The organism is Microbulbifer regidiadema (SeqCode) (genome assembly GCF_052467605.1).
The window spans coordinates 4,772,985-4,793,070 of the sequence record NZ_CP174316.1 but is presented as its reverse complement, the minus strand read 5'-3'; the positions used below and the strand labels follow the sequence as shown (position 1 = coordinate 4,793,070).

The 20,086-nt window shown below is 57.6% G+C and carries 15 protein-coding genes; all 15 read right to left on the bottom strand.

Annotation, left to right across the window (positions count from 1 at the left end; genetic code table 11):
- Nucleotides 1–24 precede the first annotated feature (24 nt).
- A complete protein-coding gene (locus ACJJIF_RS21615) occupies nt 25–2,055 on the bottom strand; it encodes a transglutaminase TgpA family protein (protein ID WP_444930309.1) in 2,031 nt (676 codons plus the stop codon).
- A complete protein-coding gene (locus ACJJIF_RS21610; protein WP_444930308.1) occupies nt 2,055–3,059 on the bottom strand; it encodes a DUF58 domain-containing protein in 1,005 nt (334 codons plus the stop codon). The genes ACJJIF_RS21615 and ACJJIF_RS21610 overlap by 1 nt, the downstream gene beginning before the upstream one ends.
- A 10-nt stretch (nt 3,060–3,069) precedes the next feature.
- On the bottom strand, nt 3,070–3,981 hold the full coding sequence (locus ACJJIF_RS21605; RefSeq protein WP_444930307.1) for an AAA family ATPase: 912 nt from the start codon (nt 3,979–3,981) through the stop codon (nt 3,070–3,072).
- A 147-nt stretch (nt 3,982–4,128) separates the two neighbouring features.
- Nucleotides 4,129–5,310 (bottom strand): O-succinylhomoserine sulfhydrylase, encoded by a 1,182-nt coding sequence (locus ACJJIF_RS21600; protein WP_444930306.1) that lies wholly within the window; start codon nt 5,308–5,310, stop codon nt 4,129–4,131.
- Nucleotides 5,311–5,479: 169 nt separating this feature from the next.
- Nucleotides 5,480–6,967, bottom strand: a complete 1,488-nt coding sequence (gene purF, locus ACJJIF_RS21595; protein ID WP_444930305.1) for an amidophosphoribosyltransferase — start codon at nt 6,965–6,967, stop codon at nt 5,480–5,482.
- A 41-nt stretch (nt 6,968–7,008) separates the two neighbouring features.
- Complete coding sequence (locus ACJJIF_RS21590; protein ID WP_444930304.1) at nt 7,009–7,506, bottom strand: CvpA family protein; 498 nt, start codon at nt 7,504–7,506, stop codon at nt 7,009–7,011.
- A 245-nt stretch (nt 7,507–7,751) separates the two neighbouring features.
- Nucleotides 7,752–8,399, bottom strand: coding sequence for an SPOR domain-containing protein (locus tag ACJJIF_RS21585; protein ID WP_444930303.1), 648 nt, complete (start codon nt 8,397–8,399; stop codon nt 7,752–7,754).
- Nucleotides 8,380–9,654, bottom strand: a complete 1,275-nt coding sequence (gene folC / locus ACJJIF_RS21580) for a bifunctional tetrahydrofolate synthase/dihydrofolate synthase (protein ID WP_444930302.1) — start codon at nt 9,652–9,654, stop codon at nt 8,380–8,382. Before folC ends, ACJJIF_RS21585 begins: the two co-directional genes overlap by 20 nt.
- Nucleotides 9,655–9,732: 78 nt before the next feature.
- On the bottom strand, nt 9,733–10,587 hold the full coding sequence (gene accD, locus ACJJIF_RS21575) for an acetyl-CoA carboxylase, carboxyltransferase subunit beta (protein ID WP_444930301.1): 855 nt from the start codon (nt 10,585–10,587) through the stop codon (nt 9,733–9,735).
- A 161-nt stretch (nt 10,588–10,748) separates the two neighbouring features.
- The gene (gene trpA / locus ACJJIF_RS21570) at nt 10,749–11,558 is read right to left on the bottom strand and encodes a tryptophan synthase subunit alpha (protein WP_444930300.1); all 810 of its coding nucleotides are present in this window, start codon (nt 11,556–11,558) and stop codon (nt 10,749–10,751) included.
- Nucleotides 11,559–11,649: 91 nt separating this feature from the next.
- Nucleotides 11,650–12,867 (bottom strand): tryptophan synthase subunit beta, encoded by a 1,218-nt coding sequence (gene trpB / locus ACJJIF_RS21565; RefSeq protein WP_444930299.1) that lies wholly within the window; start codon nt 12,865–12,867, stop codon nt 11,650–11,652.
- A gap of 660 nt (nt 12,868–13,527) precedes the next feature.
- Nucleotides 13,528–14,136, bottom strand: a complete 609-nt coding sequence (locus ACJJIF_RS21560; RefSeq protein WP_444930298.1) for a phosphoribosylanthranilate isomerase — start codon at nt 14,134–14,136, stop codon at nt 13,528–13,530.
- A gap of 116 nt (nt 14,137–14,252) precedes the next feature.
- Entirely contained in the window at nt 14,253–15,146 is an 894-nt protein-coding gene (gene truA / locus ACJJIF_RS21555) for a tRNA pseudouridine(38-40) synthase TruA (RefSeq protein WP_444930297.1), read from the bottom strand.
- A 195-nt stretch (nt 15,147–15,341) separates the two neighbouring features.
- Nucleotides 15,342–18,719, bottom strand: a complete 3,378-nt coding sequence (locus ACJJIF_RS21550; RefSeq protein WP_444930296.1) for a motility hub landmark protein FimV — start codon at nt 18,717–18,719, stop codon at nt 15,342–15,344.
- 197 nt (nt 18,720–18,916) lie between these two features.
- Nucleotides 18,917–19,912: an Asd/ArgC dimerization domain-containing protein gene (locus ACJJIF_RS21545; RefSeq protein ID WP_444930295.1), complete on the bottom strand. Its 996-nt coding sequence runs from the start codon at nt 19,910–19,912 to the stop codon at nt 18,917–18,919.
- Between the last annotated feature and the right edge of the window lie 174 nt (nt 19,913–20,086).

Here is a 20,086-nt window from a genome sequence, read left to right as displayed (position 1 = left end):
TTTAGATACGAAATAACTCAATGATTAATAACCTGCCAGCTCGCGCTTTTGCGGCGCCATATTCTCTGAATGCCGCAGCCAGAAATACCCGCTCGACAGCCGTCGCAGTGTTTTTAATGCGCCGGCATCGCCAGCGTAGGTCGCCAACTCAAATGCCTCAGTCACCGCTCGGGCATAATTTGCCAGCGAGGCCCTCTCCTCGGCAATACGGCGGACGTAATCACCGGCTGCCTCACCGGAGCGCCGCTCAACACCCTTGCGGGCCATACGCTGGCAAAAGCGCTGATACAGCCTCTCCGCAGGTGCCAGCTTAGGGCCTCGACCAGAGCGGGCTGCCCACAAGCTGATACCGAGCAGCAGTACGAGTATCGGCGCGCCCAATAAAAGGGCCATACGCAGCGGAGACAGGTCACCGAATAAGCGCTGCAATATATTCTGTTGCCGGTCGGCATTAAAGCTCACAACAGTTTGGTACCAACGGTAGTTGATCATATCCCACTGCAAGCGCATCCTAGTCAGAATGCCGATACGGTGTAGGGGAAACAGCGAATCCTGCATAAACTCCTCACCCGCCGCACTCTCCAGGCCATCGCGCACCCGCTCCGGCGCCACCGCTGCGGTGGGGTCGACACGCTGCCAGCCGCGGCCGTCGAGCCAAATCTCAGCCCAGGCGTGGGCATCGTATTCCCGTACCAGCAGGTACTCTTCCCCGCTCACCCACTCGCCGCCCTGGTAGCCCGCCACCACCCGCGCCGGTATCCCGGCGGCGCGCATGGCAAACACATAACTGCCGGCAAAGTGTTCGCAGAACCCCTGCTGGCTGTCGAAAAGAAATTCATCGACCGTATCGCGGCCCAGTGCCGGAGGCTTCAAGGTGTAAGTAAAAGTCCGGTTGAAGTGCGACAGTAGCTGAGAGGAAATGGCCTCAGCGCCGAGGCCCTGGTCCCGCAGAGAGGCGAGCCACTGGCGGGTACGGGCATTGCCAGAGCCGGGCAATTGCAGGTTCCGGCGCCGCTCCACAGGGCTGAGGGCGGCCGGGGAAGGCAGGGCTTCCCGGGGCCAGGAACTGACCTGGTATGCAAAGCGGTTAAAAACCGGGGTGCGCTTTACCAGGCGATCATCCGCCGTCTCACCAACACCCGGGCTCTCCGAGGCCGGCTGTGCCATGGCGAACAGCCAGGGGCTGCGGCTCGCCTCCTGAATCACCTGATAGCGATAGCGGGGGCCCACTTGCGGCAGGGTCTGCTCACCATTTCTCCAGTACACCCGCCCACCGTTATGGGGGTCCACGCCATAGCCCTGGCGCCAGGTGCGGCCGTCAAATTCCGAGTACACCAGCCCGCGCCAGTAGCGCTGCTCAGGGGGGGGAATCGGGCCATCAAAGGAGATACGCAGGGTCGGCTTGCTGGATTTGGAAAGCTCGGTAAAGTCTCCCGGAGCCATGGAATCGCTGACCCCCGTGCGCCCAGCGGCAGTATTTTGCGGCACCGACCACAGGGGCCCCAGCCTCGGCATCACCAAAAACAACAACACCATCAGCGGCGCAGCCTGTGCCACTAGGCGCACGGACAACCCCAGAGCCCGGCGCGGGCGCGCGCTAAAGCGCCCCAACTGCGCGGCCAGGGCCGCAGTAATCACCAGCACACTGAGCAGACCGTAAAGCGCATAGGGAATAGTCTGCTCTTGGACAAACAGGGTGGCGGCGACAAAATAGGCCAGTAACAAGCTGACAAAGGCATCCCTGCGGCTGACCAGTTCGAGGTTTTTCAGCGTAAAGGAGATTGCCAGCAGCGCGATCATCGGCTCCAGCGCAAACCAGCGCCGGTAAGACAGGGCCAGCCCCGCCACTGTCAATACAATCACGACTATTTTCAGCGTGCGCCCCGGTAGATCCCTGCGCCCACGAAAAACTTCCAGGCGCCAATAAACCGCAAACGCCCAGGCGAAAGCCACCCACAGTGGCAGTATTGTGAATTGTGGCAACAGCGCGACAAACTGAGCGGCAAAAATCCACAGCAGGCTTTCGCGCGGCAATAAATCCTTGTTCCCCGCCATCACTGACCTCGCTCGGGATATAGGGCCAAGGCCTGCAAGACCCGCTGTTGATGCTCGGGGCCGAGCGCGGGCTCGATGGAGACACCGGGCAGGCGCAAACCGTAGGCAATGCCCTGCTTTTCCGCTTGCAGCGCCCAGTCACAGAGATTGCTCAGGCGCATTTCCACAGCTCTGCCATCGAGTAGGTCCCAGTCGAGCCACAAACGCGTATCGGTTCTGCGCTCGTAGTCTTTGCTGTAAAGGTCGCGCCCCGCCGCATATTGCTTCCAGGCCACATGGCGCAGGGAATCCCCCGCCTGATAGGGTTTTAGCGCTGCGTAGTCATCTCCGCCCCGCTGCACCTCGCCAAACTCCCCCTCGGCGATAGCTTCGCCAAGGGGGAGAGGCCCCGCAGAAATAGGGCGGGGATAGACCAAAAATTCAACATCCAGATCGATGCGGCTCCAGCAGCAAAACAGCCCCAGGGGAAAACGACTTTCAACCCGCAATCGCGGCGCCTGTACTCGGCCGCGCTTTACTACGGGCAGCGAGATACACACATCGGCGCTTTGCTGCTCACACAGATCCACGCGACTGCCCTGCTCCGGCGGCCAGCTCAATTCGAGCCACTCCCGCTCTCGCCGGCCCTCGCAGCTCACATTAATTTCCGCCTCGGCAAAGTCGCCGGCAAAAGCCGCCCGGGTGCCCAGCAGACGCAGGTGCACCCCGGTCAAGTTGGCAAAAGTGTGCAGCGGCAGCACTGCGAAAATACTGACCAACAAAAAGGTTAAAGCGAAAACCAGGTTGTTCTCATAATTGGTACCCAGCAGCCACAGCAGCACAACCACCACGAGAAAGCCCAGTCCCGCGCGAGTGGGCAGGATAAACAAGCGGCTGTGGTTGAGGGTGATCGCACGGGCCCGGGGCGCGCGGCGACTGAGCCAGCGCTGCGTCAGATTGCGCCAGGACTCCGCCAGCATACGCAGGGGATTGCGGGAGGCGCTTCGGCTTGAGGAATGATTCACACTTATCGACTCAGGCTGTAATCACATCCACTTGGCGCAACAGGCGCTCTACTAATTGGTCACCGTTGGCGCCATCGCTCTGTAGGCGATGTCCCGCCACCGCTGGCAACACCGCCTGAATATCCTCGGGCAACACATGGCCGCGATTGTGAATCAGCGCCCAGGCCTTGGCCGCGCGCAGCAGCGCCAAAGCGCCTCGCGGCGATAAACCCACGGCGCAGTCCGGGCTCTGCCGGGTGTGCAATACCAGGCGCTCCAGATAATCCAGCAGGCTGTCGGAAGTCTTTACCTGCCCTACCAGGCTTTGCATTTTGCCGAGTGTGGCGGTATCGATGCGGGGCTTTAAACTCGCCAGTTGCCGCCTGGGGTCAGCACCCATATACAAAGCCCGCTCCGCCTCGCGGGTGGGGTAGCCCAGGCTGATACGCATTAAAAAGCGATCCAACTGGGATTCCGGCAGGGCAAAAGTGCCCGACTGCTGCATCGGGTTTTGTGTGGCAATCACAAAAAAGGGTTTCGGCAGTGTGCGGGTCTCCCCGTCGACGCTCACCTGGCGCTCTTCCATCGCCTCCAACAAGGCACTCTGGGTTTTTGGCGATGAGCGATTAATTTCATCCGCCAGTAATACCTGACTAAAAACCGGCCCCTCGTGAAAATGGAATTGGCTGGATTCCCGATCAAAGATCGAGACACCGAGGATATCCGCCGGCAACATATCACTGGTGAACTGCACCCGCTTATAGGTCAGTCCCAGTACCTGCGCGAGCGCGTGGGCCAAAGTGGTCTTACCCATACCCGGCAGGTCTTCGATCAACAGGTGGCCTTTTGACAGCAAACAGGCCAGCGCCAATTTCACCTGACGCTCTTTACCCAATAAAACACTGCCGATATCAGACACGATGGCGGAAACTATTTTTTGCACGGCAAATCCATTACTGCTCAATTTTTCTCGGGGGATTGTTACTGCACACCGGCAGAAACTCTAACAAGTACAGGCGCTACCGGAACCCGCGAACCGTATTCCACGGTCCGCTAATAATCATAGGTAGCTGGACGCTTACGCTAGCGCCTATAACTGGGACAATCCGCGCATCAGGTCGCGCTTGAGATCCTCAACATTTTCGAGCCCGACGGAAATACGAATCAGATTCTCGCTAATCCCGGCGCGGGCTTTGTCTTCATCACTGAGGCGACTGTGGGTAGTGGTCGCGGGGTGTACGATCGTGGTTTTTGCATCGCCTAAATTGGCGGTACAGGAGAGAATTTTACAATTATCGATCACCTTCCAGGCCGCCTCGCGACCGCCGCGCACGGTAAAACTCAGCACTGCGCCAAAAGCGTCCTGCTGCTCCCGCGCCAAACGGTGCTGCGGGTGCTTGGGCAGGCCGGTGTAATTCACCTTCTCCACCATCTCCTGCTCGTCGAGCCACCAAGCCAAATCCAGGGCATTGGTGCAGTGCGCCTGCATACGCAGTTTTAACGTCTCCAGGCCTTTGAGAAATACCCAGGCATTAAACGGGCTCATACTGGGCCCGGCAGTGCGCAGGAAAACCACCAGCTCATCCATCACCGCCTTGCGGCCAACGGCAACGCCCCCCAGCGCCCGGCCCTGACCATCGAGGAATTTAGTCGCGGAGTGCACCACGATATCGGCGCCCATGGATAGCGGGCGTTGCAGAGCCGGGGTACAAAAACAGTTATCCACCACCAGCATGGCACCGGCACTGTGGGCAACTTGCGCCAGTGCGCGGATATCCGCCACCTCACACAGGGGGTTGGAGGGCGTTTCCATAAACAGCAATTTAGTGGCGCCATTCACCGCCTGTTTCCAGGCATCCATATCGGTCAAATCGACATAGCTCACCCGCACGCCGAATTTTTCCATATAGCGGCCAAACAGCGCCGTTGTGGTACCGAAAACACTGCGGGAACAAATAACGTGGTCGCCACTTTTTAGCAGCGCCATACAAATACTGAGAATAGCGGCCATACCACTGGCCGTAGCAACAGCGGCCTCACCGCCTTCAAGCGCGGCAATGCGCTCTTCAAAAGTGCGTACGGTGGGGTTGGTATAGCGGGAGTAGACGTTGCCGGCACTTTCACCGGAAAAGCGTGCGGCAGCTTCCGCAGCAGAGGGGAAAACATAACTGGAGGTAAGGTGGAGCGCCTCGGAGTGCTCCCCTTCCGGTGAGCGAACCTGGCCGGCGCGCACCGCCAGGGTTTCCAGAGCGTAACCGTCGTCTTCAAACATATACCGCTTCCTGGTCAGTATTTTGGGAAGCAGTCATATTAACCGAAACGCTCTGAGCTGGCGCCCTCTTCTGCCGCGAGAAAAGGGCGCTTACGCTTTTTTACTTTCGGCAGGCTACAAAAACAGATTTTTGCCGCCGGCCGCTCGGGACAGGCCCGGTCAAAGGGAATTACAGGGCGCTGGCATCGACCTTCTTGCCCTTGGCGCCGTCATTGCGCTGGGCGTGTAGGTCGTTGAGATATTCCTCGTCCACGTCACCGGTGATGTAATTGCCGTCAAATACAGAGCAGTCAAAGCGCTCAATTTTCTGTTTGCCGCCACTGGAACTGACCACCAGATCTTCCAACTCCTGATAGATCAACCAGTCCGCCCCGATCTCCTCACAGATTTCCTCGGTGCTGCGGCCGTGGGCCACCAGCTCGGTAGCCGAAGGCATATCGATACCGTATACGTTCGGATACTTAACGGCGGGGGCGGCGCTGGCGAAATACACCTTGGCGGCACCGGCGTCGCGGGCCATCTGGATAATCTGCTTGCAGGTAGTACCGCGCACAATGGAATCGTCCACCAGCAGCACGTTCTTGCCGCGGAATTCCAGCTCAATGGCATTGAGCTTCTGGCGAACTGACTTTTTGCGTTCCTTCTGGCCGGGCATAATAAAGGTGCGACCGATATAGCGGTTCTTCACCATACCCTCACGGAATTTCACCCCCAGGCGGTGGGCCACTGTCTGCCCTGCGGTGCGGGCAGAATCCGGGATCGGGATAACCACATCAATATCGTGATCCGGGCGTATACTGAGGATTTTATCCGCCAAGTGCTCACCCTGACGCAGGCGCGCCTTGTGTACCGATACCCCATCCATAATGGAGTCCGGACGGGCAAAGTACACGTGTTCAAAAATACAGGGGGTCAGAGACGGGTTATCTGAACACTGTTCGGAGTGCAAGGTGCCATCCAGTTCGATATAGATCGCTTCACCGGGGGCCACGTCGCGCACCAGGGTATAACCCAGCACATCCAGAGCCACAGACTCAGAGGCCACCATATACTCGGTGCCCTTCTCGGTTTCGCGCTTGCCGTAAACCAGAGGGCGAATACCGTTGGGGTCGCGGAAAGCGACAATGCCGTAACCGACGATCAAAGCCACACAGGCATAGGCGCCGCGCACGCGCTTGTGTACGGAGCGCATCGCGCTGAAGATATCTTCCGCTTTGGGCTGCAACTTGTGCAACTTGTGCAGCTCGTGGGCGAAAACGTTGAGCAAAACTTCTGAGTCAGAATCTGTATTGATATGACGCAGGTCCTGCTGGAAAATCTCATCGACCACCTCGTGGGCATTGGTGAGATTGCCGTTGTGCGCCATGGCAATGCCGTAGGGCGAGTTTACGTAGAACGGCTGAGCCAGTGCCGGGCCAGAGCCACCGGCAGTGGGATAGCGCACGTGACCGATGCCAAAATTACCCTTCAGACGCTCCATGTCCCGCGCGCGGAATACGTCGCGAACCAGACCATTGGCTTTCTGCTGGTTCAGGCGATCATCGTCACAGGTCACGATGCCGGCGGCATCCTGTCCCCTGTGCTGTAGTAGAGTGAGCCCATCATAGAGCTGTAGATTGACGTCACTCTTACCGACGATACCGACGATACCACACATATATTTGACCCTATTGACTCGAGAAGAGCGCTTGTGGCGCCCTATTTAAAAAACTTTACAAAGAATTCCTTAACGGAGCCCGCCAGCTCCCGCGCACTACCCTCAAATTCGAGGAAGTGAGGAATCAGCACCGATTGATTCCACCAACTGTCCTGCTCTACCGGCACCAGCGCCGGGGCCAGGATCAGCAGAGCTATCACGACAATAGCGCCCCGCACCAGGCCAAACGCCATTCCCAAAACCCGATCTGTACCGGATAGCCCCGTCGCCTCGACAAAGGCGGCGAGCATCATATTGATACCGGCGCCAGCGAGCAGCGTGCCGATAAACAATATGGCAAAGGCCGCGATCATCTGAAGGGAGGGGGTATCAACGAGATTGGAAAGCATTGGCGCCAGCTGATCGCGAAACATCATGGCGACGATAAAGGCGGCAATCCAGGTAAGCAGAGACAGGGTTTCCTTGATGAAACCTCGACTAAGGCCGATAAGCGTGGAGATACCCACAACAGCCAGAATGGTCCAGTCAGCCCAATTCATTCGATCCTACCTGCGTGGCGGCTGTTGCCGCGAAGAGCGCGCATTCTAACTGAAGGGACTATGCGCGTGAAGCCGTAGGCCAACCGATTGGAATTTATTACTTATAGTACCGCCCTTCCTGGACGTTTGGCGCCGTGGCAATTGGCTAATAACGAACAAAAGTGCAGAGTGACAGTATCCCCCTGGGCCGTCACCATCCGCCGCGAGCCGGAACAGTGACAACCTGGGGGAGATATAGAGGCCGGCTAGGCCTTGAACTGAAGCACAAGAGTTTGCGCTTGCAGAAGGGTATCCAGCTCTCTCTTCAACTGCTGGGCATCGGCCTTGTTGACCTTGGGCCCGACGAAAACTCGCACCAGGCGCCCCCTGTCCGTCTCCACCGCCCGAGTATAGGCCTTGTAGCCACCATCCATCAGGCGCAGACGCAGCTTTTCCGCACGGGATTCATCCCGATAGGAGCCCACCTGTACCACCCAGGCCACGGGCAATCCATAGGCATCTACCAGCGGGGAAGCCCCCTTCTTGGGCGCCGCCTGACTGGCCACCGCTTCATCACTCCGGGCAACCTCCGGCACCTCCCCGTCATCGGCAGCGGGCTCCGGTGCCTCGGGATTGGCAAAGTGTTCCGGCAGATCCGGCTGGAAAGCATCCTCTGGCGCCGGCGCCGGCAGCGCATCCGCAACCCGCTGCGGCTCGGCGATCTCAATAGGGCGTATATCCGGCTCCGCTGGGATCTGGCTGGTTTCGCTGATATTACCGGCGGCCTCGCGGTCCAGTAGGCTGGGCAGAAAAATAACTGCAAGCGCAGCCAATACCAGCGCACCGACAATACGCTGCTTAAAACCGTCGTTCAGTCGCCCTCGGCGGGAGGGGTTACCCTCGCAATTCTCCATTACCTTCGTCTCGCATCTGCTGCAGAACCTCAGCCACAGTAAAGAAGGAACCAAACACAAGCAACCTATCTTGCGCCCCCATGGTCGCTAGCAACTGCTGCAAACCATCGGCGACGCTTGGACAGCGGCTATCGACGTTCGTTGCCTCGACACCGGCCTCAAGCAGCCCCGCCACTAAGGCCTCCGCCCCTGCGGCACGGCTGTTGCCCGGCAATTCTGCGGGGTGCCAGGTATCCACCAGTTCCCGCAGCGGTGCGAAAAGTCCCGCCAGGTCCTTATCCGACATAGCCGCGACCAGCCCGTGGGTCTTGCCGGCGACAGGGTGATCCCCGAGCCATTTGGCCAGGTGCTGGGCCGCTGCCGGGTTGTGCCCCACATCCAGGAGCAGGTTGCTCCCCTGCCACTGGACCTGCTGGCAGCGCCCCGGCAGACCAATTTCAGTCAGGGCAGATTCAACGCCCCCCTGAGGCAGCACATCGAGCAGGGCCAGGGCCGTTATCGCAGCGGCGATACTCGGGCGCGGCAAACTGATTTGAGGCAGCGCAAATTCCAACTCACCGAAGCGGTAAAGTTCTCTGTTATCCCCCCCTGTCACCAGGGAGAAATCCTGCCCAATAAAATAACTGGAACTGGCTAATTTTTCTGCCGCAGACAGCACAGATTGGGTGGGTTCACTATCCGCGCAGACAAAAGGCGCTCCCGCGCGCAGGATACCGGCTTTTTCGCGGCCGATAATTTCCCGATCGCTGCCGAGCCAGTCCTCGTGATCGATAGCAACGCTGGTGATAATGGCGAGGTCCGCATCCACCAGATTAACGGCGTCCAGGCGCCCGCCCAGACCGACCTCCAACAGCGCAAACTCGACACCCGCGCGCTGGAATAACCAGAGCGCCGCCAGGGTGGTGTATTCAAAGTAGGTCAGGCTGGTGTCGCCGCGAGCGGCTTCGATCGCCTCAAAGGCCAACACCAAATCTTTATCGGCAACCTCCTCACCACCGATGCGCACCCGCTCGTTAAAGCGCAGCAAGTGTGGGGAACTATAGGCACCTACGGAGTGCCCGCCCCGACACAGCAGCGCCTCCATGGTCGCCACACAGGACCCCTTGCCATTGGTGCCCGCCACAGTGACAACCGTCGGCGCTGGCTTCTGGATACCCAGCGCACTGGCCACAGAAGCGACACGCTCAAGACCTAATTCAATTTCAGTGGGGTGTAGCTGCTCCAGGCGGGAGAGCCAATCTTGCAGTGAAGGCATAGTTGAAAACATCGGTGATGGGGGCTGTAATCAACCCTTGTTAAGGCTGATCACAGCATTGCCCCAGGGGAATAGAAATCAATTTCCGGTCAGTTTACCCAATATGCGGGAAACTGTAGAGCGCATTTCCTTGCGCGGAATAATCATATCGATAGCGCCGTGCTCCAGCAGGAATTCACTGCGCTGGAAACCTTTCGGCAATTTCTGGCGAATGGTCTGCTCGATAATATTGGGGCCGGCAAATCCGGCGCGGGCACCGGGCTCCGCCGCGTTGATATCCCCCAGCAGAGCCAGGGATGCGGAGACACCGCCGTACACCGGGTCGGTCATAATGGAGATATAGGGCACGCCGGCCATCTTCATTTTTTCCAGCACCGCCGAGGTTTTGGCCATCTGCATCAGCGAGATCAGGGCCTCCTGCATACGGGCACCACCGGTAGCGGAGAAGCAAACCAGCGGGATACGCTGCTCCAGTGCGCGCTGGGCCGCACGGGTAAAGCGCTCACCGACCACATAGCCCATGGAGCCGCCGTGGAAAGCGAACTCAAATGCCACCGCGACCAGGGGAGCATCGTTTAGGGTACCCTGCATGGCGATCAGGGCATCTTTTTCACCCGTGGATTTTTGCGCCTGTACCAGGCGATCTTTGTACTTTTTAACGTCTTTAAACTTCAGGCGATCAACCGGCTGCACATCGGTGGCCAGCTCTTCACGGCCCTCCTCGTCGAGGAAGATATCCAGGCGGCGACGGGCGCCGATTCTAAAGTGGTGATCGCACTTGGGGCACACATCCAGATTGCGTTCCAGCTCCGGGCGATAAAGCATCGCATCGCATTTGACGCACTTCTTCCAAACCCCCTCGGGGACCTTGCTGCTGCCGGTGCGACGCTCTGTGCGAATTACCGCAGGGACAATTTTTTCTAACCAGCTCATCTCGTTTCCACATCCGGATGCTTTCTTCGGGCCGGCACATTTTACCGACCAATGGGTTTCAGGCTACGAATTAAAACACTAAGCTGACTAACAAACCCGGCCAGATCAGCCGCTATTTTTGGCTTTCTGGCCAGATTTGCGCTTAGGGCTATGGCTGTTTTCTAGTGATCCAGGGCCTCTCGCATCTCCCTGACAATAGTCCCCACTGCGATTTTAGCGGCCTCCAGGTCTGCCGCCGCATCCACTGCCGACACCAGCACACTGCCCACCACGGCGCCGTCGCCATGGGCGCTGACCTGGCGGGCCGAGGCACCATCTTTAATACCGAAGCCAACACACAGGGGCAGATCGGTAAACTGGCGGATATGGTCCAGATTGTCGCGCACAGAATCCAAATCCAGATGACCGGCGCCAGTAACCCCTTTCAGGGAGACGTAGTAAACAAAACCACTGGCGAGGCCGGTAATTTCGCGAATTCGCTCTTCTGTGGTGGTGGGGGTCAACAGGAAGATGCTGCGCAGATTGCGCTCGGCCAAAAAGGCATTCAGAGAACCGGCCTCTTCCGCCGGCAGGTCTACGGTCAAAGCGCCATCGACCCCGGCAGCCGAGGCCGCCTCGGCAAATTCCAGCTCACCCATACGCTGAATGGGGTTGGCATAGCCCATCAGGATCACCGGTGTATCATCGTTCGACTGGCGGAACTCTTTTACCAGCGCCAGACATTTGCGCAGCGAGGTGCCATTGGCCAGCGCCCGCTCGTGCCCCTTCTGAATTACCGGCCCTTCCGCCATAGGGTCGGAAAACGGCACCCCCAACTCGATCACATCGGCCCCGCTGGCCACCAGCTGATGCATCAGCGGTACGGTATTTTCCAGACCGCCATCGCCGGCGACAATGTAAGTTACCAGCGCCTTGCGGCCCTCATCGCGCAACTCGGTAAAGCGGCGATCAATTCTATTTTGTTCTGTCACAATGTATTCCCTGAGGCAATCCTGGCAAAAACCAGTTCAATTATTGGATCTTCAGCCATTTTGCCCACCTCCAGGGCGGGCGCCGATTTTGCTATACCTCGATACCATCGATAGCGGCAACGGTGAAAATATCCTTGTCACCCCGACCGGAGAGATTCACCAGAACATTTTGCTCTGGGCTCATAGAGGCCGCCAGCTTGAGCGCGTAAGCGACCGCGTGGCTGGACTCCAATGCCGGCAAAATTCCCTCGGTGCGAGTGAGGCGGCGGAAGGCATCCAGAGCCTCGTCATCGTCGGCGGTCACATACTCCACCCGACCGATATCCTTCAACCAAGCGTGCTCAGGGCCCACACCCGGGTAGTCGAGCCCCGCAGAAACCGAGTGGGTTTCGATAATCTGGCCGTCGTCGTCTTCCATCAGGTAGGTGCGGTTGCCGTGCAGAACACCGGGAATACCGTCATTTAGCGGTGCGGCATGCTTGCCTGTCGCCAGGCCTTCACCGCCCGCCTCAACGCCAAACATCTTGACTTCAGTGTCATTCAAGAAGGGGTGGAACAAGCCAATCGCATTGGAGCCACCACCGACACAGGCCACCAGCGCATCGGGCAGCTGGCCAAAGCGCTCCAGGCTCTGACTGCGGGCTTCGCGGCCGATAATAGAGTTAAAGTCCCGCACCAGCTGCGGGTAGGGATGGGGGCCAGCCACAGTGCCGATAATGTAGAAAGTATTATCCACATTGGTCACCCAGTCGCGCATAGCCTCATTCATCGCGTCTTTGAGGGTCTTGGAACCGGATTCCACCGGCACCACTTCTGCCCCCAGCAGCTTCATCCGATAGACATTGGGGGACTGGCGCTTAACATCTTCTGCACCCATGTAAACCGTACACTGGAGCCCGAGACGGGCCGCTACAGTGGCCGTAGCCACGCCGTGCTGGCCCGCACCGGTTTCGGCAATAACGCGGGTTTTACCGCTGTGTTTGGCCAACAGTGCCTGGCCCACGGTGTTATTTACCTTGTGCGCACCGGTATGGTTGAGATCCTCCCGCTTAAGCCAGATTCGCGCACCGCCCGCCTGCTCAGTCAGTCGCTCAGCGAGATACAGCGGCGATGGCCTGCCTACATAGTGCGCCAGATCGTGATCAAAGGCAGCGACAAAATCTGGATCATCTTTCAGGCGGCTATACATCGCCTGAAGCTCATCCAATGCGCTGATCAGTGTCTCCGATACAAAGCGACCACCGTAGGGACCAAAATGTCCGCTCGCATCCGGGAAGGTGGAAAAATCGATAGCACCTGGCTTACTCACACTCACACTCCGTGGGTCACGTGGGGTTAAAATTGTGTTGCTGTTTATTTATGTTTGAATAGTTCCTCCTGAACTATTCAAACGTCGCCAGAAAATACTGGCGCAGATACGTGGATCTGCTGATATTTACTGGCTCGCGCCGGCAGGGCCGGCGAGCGGCACTTCCCTGTGCCGCTTTAATACTGTTCGCGATAGTTCCTCCTGAACTATTCAAACGTCGCCAGAAAATACTGGCGCAGATACGTGGATCTGCTGATATTTACTGGCTCGCGCCGGCAGAGCCGGCGAGCGGCACTTCCCTGTGCTGCTTTAATACTGTTCGCGATAGTTCCTCCTGAACTATTCAAACGTCGCCAGAAAATACTGGCTCACGCCGGCAGGGCCGGCGAACGGCACGTCTCTGTGCCGCGTTAATACTATTCGGGGTACTTCTATCTGAGCTATTCAAACATCGCCAGAAAGTGCTGGCGCAGATACCTCGACCTGCGGGTATTTACCGATTCGCGCCAGCAATAGCGGCGGATAATACGTCTCTGTACCGCTTCAACAGGGTTAGCGGTCATTTATCCTAAACGATTCAAACGTCACCTGGAAATAGCCGTGTAAATACGCAGGTTGGCGACTGTTGGCAGGCGGCACCTTTTGGTGCCCGTTTGCGGCTTATCTTTTTGCCGCACTGATAAATTCAAAAACTTTTTGCCGGTCCTTTCGCCCCGGCTCCAGCTCTACACCACCACTCACATCCACTCCGTGCGGGCGCGCAATCTCTACTGCGGTGATGACATTGTTGGGGGTTAAACCGCCGGCGAGAATGATATGGCGCTCGCCGTCCTGGGGCACCCGCCCCCAGTCAAAGGACTCTCCAGTACCGCCGGGAACACCGGGCCTGTACGTATCCAACAGAAAGCCCCGCGCCCTGGGGTGTTCCGCCATGGCGGCATCTAGATCAAGATCATCCCTCATGCGCAATGCTTTGATATAGGGGCGCCGGAATTGTTCACAAAAACGCGCGCTTTCACTGCCGTGAAACTGAAGTAAATTGAGGGGAACCGACTCCAGCACAGCGTCTACTTCACTCTGCGCGGCATCGACAAAGAGCCCTGTCAGGGTAACAAAGGGCGGAACTGCCTCGGCAATCTCTACTGCGGTAGCGGGATCGATACAGCGCGGGCTCGATTGGTAAAACACCAAGCCCAGCGCATCAGCACCGGCATCTACAGCCACTACAGCGTCTTTTACGTTGGTTATTCCACAAATTTTCACTTGCATTATGCAACCTAAAGCCAGCGGACTGGCCGATCAAATAAGGGAGAATCGATACTATCAGATAGTCACGTAATGCGAAATGCACCCCGTTGCAACCCTCACCAAGGGAAACTGGCGACCTAGCTGGAGAGCAAAGCCCCCAAAGGTTTGGACACCAATAGTGGCCCCGGTTCACACTGGGGGAGCTGAAACTGCTCGGGATAGTCGACATCCACGAGATACAGACCAAATGGCGGCGCAGTAACGCCACCGCTGGAGCGATCCCGCTGATCCAGCACCTCTTTCACCCAGATGGGCGCGCGCTCCCCCCGCCCCACAGCCATCAAAACCCCGGTGATATTGCGCACCATATGGTGAAGGAAGGCGTTAGCGCTAATCTCCAGGGCGATCAGTGGGCCCACCGGGGCAATATCCAGGCGGGTAATTTCACGCACCGGACTCTTCGCCTGACACTGGGCCGCCCGGTAGCTGGTGAAATCATGGCGGCCTATCAGATAACCGGCCCCTTCGCGCATCGCCTCCAAGTCCAGCGGGTGCTGAGTCCAGGTGACCTCCGCAGCGCTATGGGCAGAGCGAGTCGGCGCACTGTGGATCAGATAGCGATAACTGCGGGCGCGGGCGGAAAATCGAGCGTGGAACTGCGCCGGCACCTCGCGGGCCCAGCGCACCCGCACCGAATCCGGCAATTTCGTATTCACGCCCTGCACCCAGGCGCGATCCGGCCGCTGTGCGCGGGTATCAAAATGGATTACCTGATTGGTGGCATGGACCCCGGCATCGGTGCGCCCCGCACAAACCAGGGTCACCGTTTCTGCGGCAATCGTAGATAAAGCGCGCTCCAAGTGCGCCTGAACCGTCTCCGATGCAGACTTCTGTTTCTGAAAACCGTGCAGTTTGGCACCGCAATACTCAACACCCAGGGCGATGCGGCGCAATCCCTCCGGTAACACCTCGCCCTCGGGAACCTCCCCGTTCGGTTTGTAAATATATTCCCGCTGCATCACCTGAGCCATATCACCAAAACCACTTGCTCTACAGATTCCAATCAAATTGGAGAAAGATTATTAGCGGGCAAACCCCGCTAAAAATAAAAAAACCTCGCAACCAGTGCGAGGTTTTTTAAAACGGCCTGTGCCGCTGAGAAGGCCCCCTAAGGAACCCATAAACAATTCCGCAATACCTCTGCGGAATCTTTAGGAACTTCCCTATTAGGCCATGCGTTCCAGCATTTCCTCAGCGCGGTCTTTATGTTCGCCACTGCCGTCCTGAGCTACCTCTTTGAGAATATCCTTAGCCCCCTCAACATCCCCCATATCCATATAGGCTTGTGCCAACTCCAACTTGGTCGCCATCTCATCACCGCCTTCCAGCAGGCTCAATTCGGAGTTGAGATCGCTTTCCAGGTTGAAGTCCAAATCGCCGAAATCGGAGTCTGTGGGCTTTTCAACAATCGCCTCAACCCGCTCCACAGTCTCAGTTTCCGCCAGGGGCTCAGGGGTAAGGTCACCGCCGGTGGATTCGTCGATAAGTGCCAGCTCACCCTCCAGGGAGAACTCCTCTTCAATCGCATCGGCATTAAAATTGAGGTTCTCATCTTCCGCCAGCGCCATACCGGTGCTGTCGAGAGATTCCAGGTCGGCATCAATGGATAGTTCTGCTGCAGGCTCACTGCTGGCCGCTGCGGGGACAACTTCTTCAGAGAATTCCTCACTGGCATTGAGGTCCGCAGCAATATCATCCAGGTCAATACTGTCGAGATCCAGATCAGAATCCAAATCAGCACCGATCATATCCAGATCGCCTTCGGAGAAGTCGTCCATGGACAGCTCTTCTACCGGCTCCTGTACGGGTGCGGGCTCTTGCTCCGAAACAGCTTCCGCAGTCAGGGAGATCTCTTCGCTCAAGTCGCTATCGGGCGACTCAAACTCCAGACCCGCGTCCAGCTCCAGAGCGGTATCCAGTTCCCCAGTAGTATCCGCTTCTACAGCGATATCCTGTTCGACAGATGACTCTTGTTGCGCTTGCGGCTTGCCCTCTTCCATCATGGAGAGGTCCAGTTCGAAATCCAACCCCGGTATGGAACTGACGCTGGCTGTTGCCTTTTCTTCCAGCTGAGCTTCAATTGAAGCCTCACTGGCCTTGGAGGTCTCAGGTTCCAACTCGAGGGAGTCGAGATCCAGGTCCGAGGTGTCGAACTCTATCGGGGCTTCAGCCTTTTCTTCTGCACTATCGAGCGCTTCCAAATCCAGCTCATCCTCTTCCACCAAGGCCTGCTGGGAATCATCAGAACCCAGATCGCCCAGGTCCAACTCCCCCAACTCCAACTCGTCGAGATTCAGGTCACTTTCCACTTCCGGCTGCGATGTCTCAGCAGTAACCCCCAGGTTATCTCCGTCGAACGCGCTATCCAGATCTAAATCATCCAGGTTGAACTCGGTATCGAGGGACTCACCCTGCTCCACCGTCGCCGGCTCTTCAAAGCTGCTGTCCAAATCCAGGTCCAGAGACAGCTCCTGCTCTGGGCTGGACTTACCTTCATCCAGCGACAGATCCATCGTCAGATCGTCGAGGAGTGAAGTATCCTGTTCCAGTGCATCGCTACCGCTGTCGAGACCCGGCTCGGCGCTGGCAAAGTCATCATCCAGGGCCGCACCAATATCGTCGAGCTGCGCCGCCTCGAAGGATTCATTGGAAAGACCTAGGGCCGGCGCTTCAAAATCCGGTGCTCCGGCAATTGTTTCGCGCAGGCGCGCGGCGCGGTCAGCGGCCGGGCCATCGCTAATGCTGAGCAACTGACGGTAGTGCTCGTCAAACTTCTCAACATCCTGGTTGTGGGCGTAAACCTCCATCAACATCAGGCGCGCATCGACTACTTGCGGGTCTTTTTGCAGACCCAGCAACAGTTTACTTTCCGCCTCTTCGTACTGTCCCAGAGACAGGTGGATTTCCGCTTCAGAAACCGGGTCATCAGTACCCACATCGCCGAGATCACCCAGGTCGAAAGTATCGTCCGCTTCCATACTCTCTACAGCAGCGAGCGTTTCATCCGGCTCGGCGATCTGTTGAGGAATGTCCAGCGGCTCCTCTTCCATAGCCATCTGCTGTTCAAGTTCCTGCTGCGCCTCTTGTTCGGCCTTGCGGCGACGCCAGGTAAACAAACCGAATACAGCGGCCAACAGACCCGCACCGCCCAGGCCAATCCACAAGCCGTTATCCGCAAGCTGCTCCATAAAGGTGGGCTTGGGCTGCACATCGACTACACGATTGCGGGCCTCCACTGCGGGCTCGGCTTCCTGAGCTTCTGCCTCACCGGCATCGACTGCCGGGCTGGCATCCACTGAAGCCTCAGCTTCGCCTGCCTCGGTGGGATCGAGCAACACATCGGATTGCTCAGCGGCGGCCTGCACCGCCGCCAATTCTTCACTGGAAACCTCAACCAGGGTTTCCATGGTATCGATCTGCTCATCGAGTTCGGCTATGCGCTCGCGCAGCTCGCTGTTTTCGAGCTTGGACTTGTCCAGCTCTTCTTCGGCCACCGTGAGATCACCTTCCAGGGCCTGGCTATCTCCGGAGCCGACACCCGAACCGGACGTGACGGATTCCGTATTGCCAGGGGCCGCCAAGCTTACACGGCCCTCCACTGTTTCACTGGCGACAGGCTCTGCCTCAACTGCGCGGGCATCCAGGGGAGCGCCGGTGGATACGCTTGCAGTGGCGCGCTGACGCCAGGAGTCATTCTGTTGGGCCACCTCAGAAATGGCCTCGGTCATGGTCAGGGAGCGCAGCTCTTCTCTGCTGGGCAGGCGCAGCACCGCGCCTTTCTTCAACAGATTGATATTTTCGTTAATAAAGGCTTCCGGGTTGAGCCTTTGGATCGCCAGCATAGTTTGCTGCACGGAGAACTCGCGATCAGTGCGATTTTGCAGCGCAATTTCCCACAGGGTATCTGAAGACGTTACCGGGCCGTATACCTGGCTGTTGTCATTGTTCTCTGTGGCCGCATAGCGGGTTTGCGGGCGTGCGGGCTCGTAGGTTTCCTCAACAGTCCTCTCGTTGATGGTCGGCTGCGGCGGCTCCTGCTCGATTACCGGCGCCGGTTCTGTGTTGGACTGCGGTATCAGTGTGCTGCGGCGCACCTGCTGGCGTTCGCGCTCGGCGGCGCGCACAGGCTGCTGGGCCGTCGAGTGAGAGAATGCAGGTAGATCCATCAACAGCGTGTATTCACGCAGTAGGCGGCCACTGGGCCAGCGGGTCTCCACCAGGAAATTCAAAAAAGGCTCGCGAATATCTTCGCGGCTGGTAATGCGAATAACCGGCTTACTTCCCGAGTAGTCCACTTCAAAATTTAAAGAAGTCAGAAGGTACGAACGCTCCACCCCAGCGCGTTCAAACTCTTCTGGGCTGGCGAGGCGAACCTTGATCTCAGAACCTTCCAGACTACGGGTTTGCAGCAGTCCGATTTCGGCATTGAGAGGTTGATTAAGGGTCGAGTTGAGCTTGATCTCCCCGAGACCAAGCGCCAGAGCCGCGTTGCTTCCCAGTGCACCGACTAGACCAACTGCAAGTGCCAACTTACGCACACGCATATCCGATTCCCTTTACTATTAGAATCTTCCCAGGGCTTCCGAAAAGCGCGCCTTCAGAATATCCCCATTACTGAACGGTTATCGTTCAACTATTTAGCCGCCGTTCCGACGGCCGTTTATTATGGCGATTTACTCGCCACTCTCAGCCAGGCCAAAGTTAAGACTGCACCTACACTATGGCGGCTAAGTATTAAATATCAGTAGTTTTTTAGCAACAAGTGAGCAGTTTGTGCGCAGTTGATCGCCACATCCTTACGCAGGTTGTCAGACACCGCACAAAGATTTAACTGCCGCTTGCTCAGTAGACTTTGGCGCAAGCGGCCGATAAGTGTGACATCGCTGCCCACGGCGTCTTCCGCCGAGGGTTGCTCCACCATTTTGAGACCCGCACCATTAGCCAGTAATGCGCGCACCTTGTCCAAATCGACATCTTCATTGAGCACTACGCCCAAGTTAGCCAGCTGCCCGTGGAAAACTGAAACGGTATTGATGCCAGCATCAATAGCGGTGTCACTGCCGAAAAGACGGCGCAGATCGTGTACCAGCGTCAACTCGCTGAGGGTGTGGCCACTGGCGAGTACTGCTTCACAGGCGCTGAGCTGGTTAAATGCCAGGCGGTGACCGATCTCCGGATCAATTTCCGCATCCTGGCCACTAAACATACGTGCCGTTTGCGCCGCCATCGCATCGATCGCACTCTTACCCAGAGCCGAGACCGGCTGGTTGAGCTGGACCTCTACCGCCTGCAATTTGCCTTTCAGCGGGGCCAGAGCATCCACCACCATTGCCGCACCGGCACTGGGCAGAGCCACAACACGGCGCTCGGCAGTGGCGAGCTCACCACCGTTAAACAGCGGGTGGACCAGCGCTACACTTTCGTCTCCACGGGTATTATTGGCCACATCCACAACCCAGGCACCACTATTTTCCGCAGCGGCCATCGCCGCTTCCACCGCTGCACCAGAGCTGAGCAAGATAACCACCTGCCCGTCACTGAAGGTAAATTTCTCCAGAGGCTCCACAGGGATATTGCGATTGGCAAACACCTGCGGGTCCACTTCGCGCTCCTCAGTCTCCAGCAAACTCAGCTGCTCGGCGGAAATTATTTCGCGCTCTTCGAGTACTTCCAGCAGGGGACCAAAGGCGGCGTTGTCGACACCGACAATGATCAGTTCGCGGGCGGCTTCGGACATAGCAAATCACTTCGTTAAATTAGATCGGAAAAAAATGAGGGGCGATTATACCTGTGGGGAAAATTCGAAAAAGGCGCTATCACCAACAGTAGCCGTTTTTTACGCGAAGAAGTTCACAGCCTGACAAAAAGTCCTCCACTAAAGTAGTGCATTTTCACCCTTAGTGGAGGACTT

Coding starts and splice junctions, on each gene's coding strand:
- ACJJIF_RS21615 (WP_444930309.1), bottom strand. CDS start 2,055: ATGGCGGGGAACAAGGATTTATTGCCGCGCGAAAGCCTGCTGTGGATT.
- ACJJIF_RS21600 (WP_444930306.1), bottom strand. CDS start 5,310: ATGTTTGAAGACGACGGTTACGCTCTGGAAACCCTGGCGGTGCGCGCC.
- purF (WP_444930305.1), bottom strand. CDS start 6,967: ATGTGTGGTATCGTCGGTATCGTCGGTAAGAGTGACGTCAATCTACAG.
- ACJJIF_RS21590 (WP_444930304.1), bottom strand. CDS start 7,506: ATGAATTGGGCTGACTGGACCATTCTGGCTGTTGTGGGTATCTCCACG.
- ACJJIF_RS21585 (WP_444930303.1), bottom strand. CDS start 8,399: ATGGAGAATTGCGAGGGTAACCCCTCCCGCCGAGGGCGACTGAACGAC.
- folC (WP_444930302.1), bottom strand. CDS start 9,654: ATGCCTTCACTGCAAGATTGGCTCTCCCGCCTGGAGCAGCTACACCCC.
- accD (WP_444930301.1), bottom strand. CDS start 10,587: ATGAGCTGGTTAGAAAAAATTGTCCCTGCGGTAATTCGCACAGAGCGT.
- ACJJIF_RS21560 (WP_444930298.1), bottom strand. CDS start 14,136: ATGCAAGTGAAAATTTGTGGAATAACCAACGTAAAAGACGCTGTAGTG.
- truA (WP_444930297.1), bottom strand. CDS start 15,146: ATGGCTCAGGTGATGCAGCGGGAATATATTTACAAACCGAACGGGGAG.
- ACJJIF_RS21550 (WP_444930296.1), bottom strand. CDS start 18,719: ATGCGTGTGCGTAAGTTGGCACTTGCAGTTGGTCTAGTCGGTGCACTG.
- ACJJIF_RS21545 (WP_444930295.1), bottom strand. CDS start 19,912: ATGTCCGAAGCCGCCCGCGAACTGATCATTGTCGGTGTCGACAACGCC.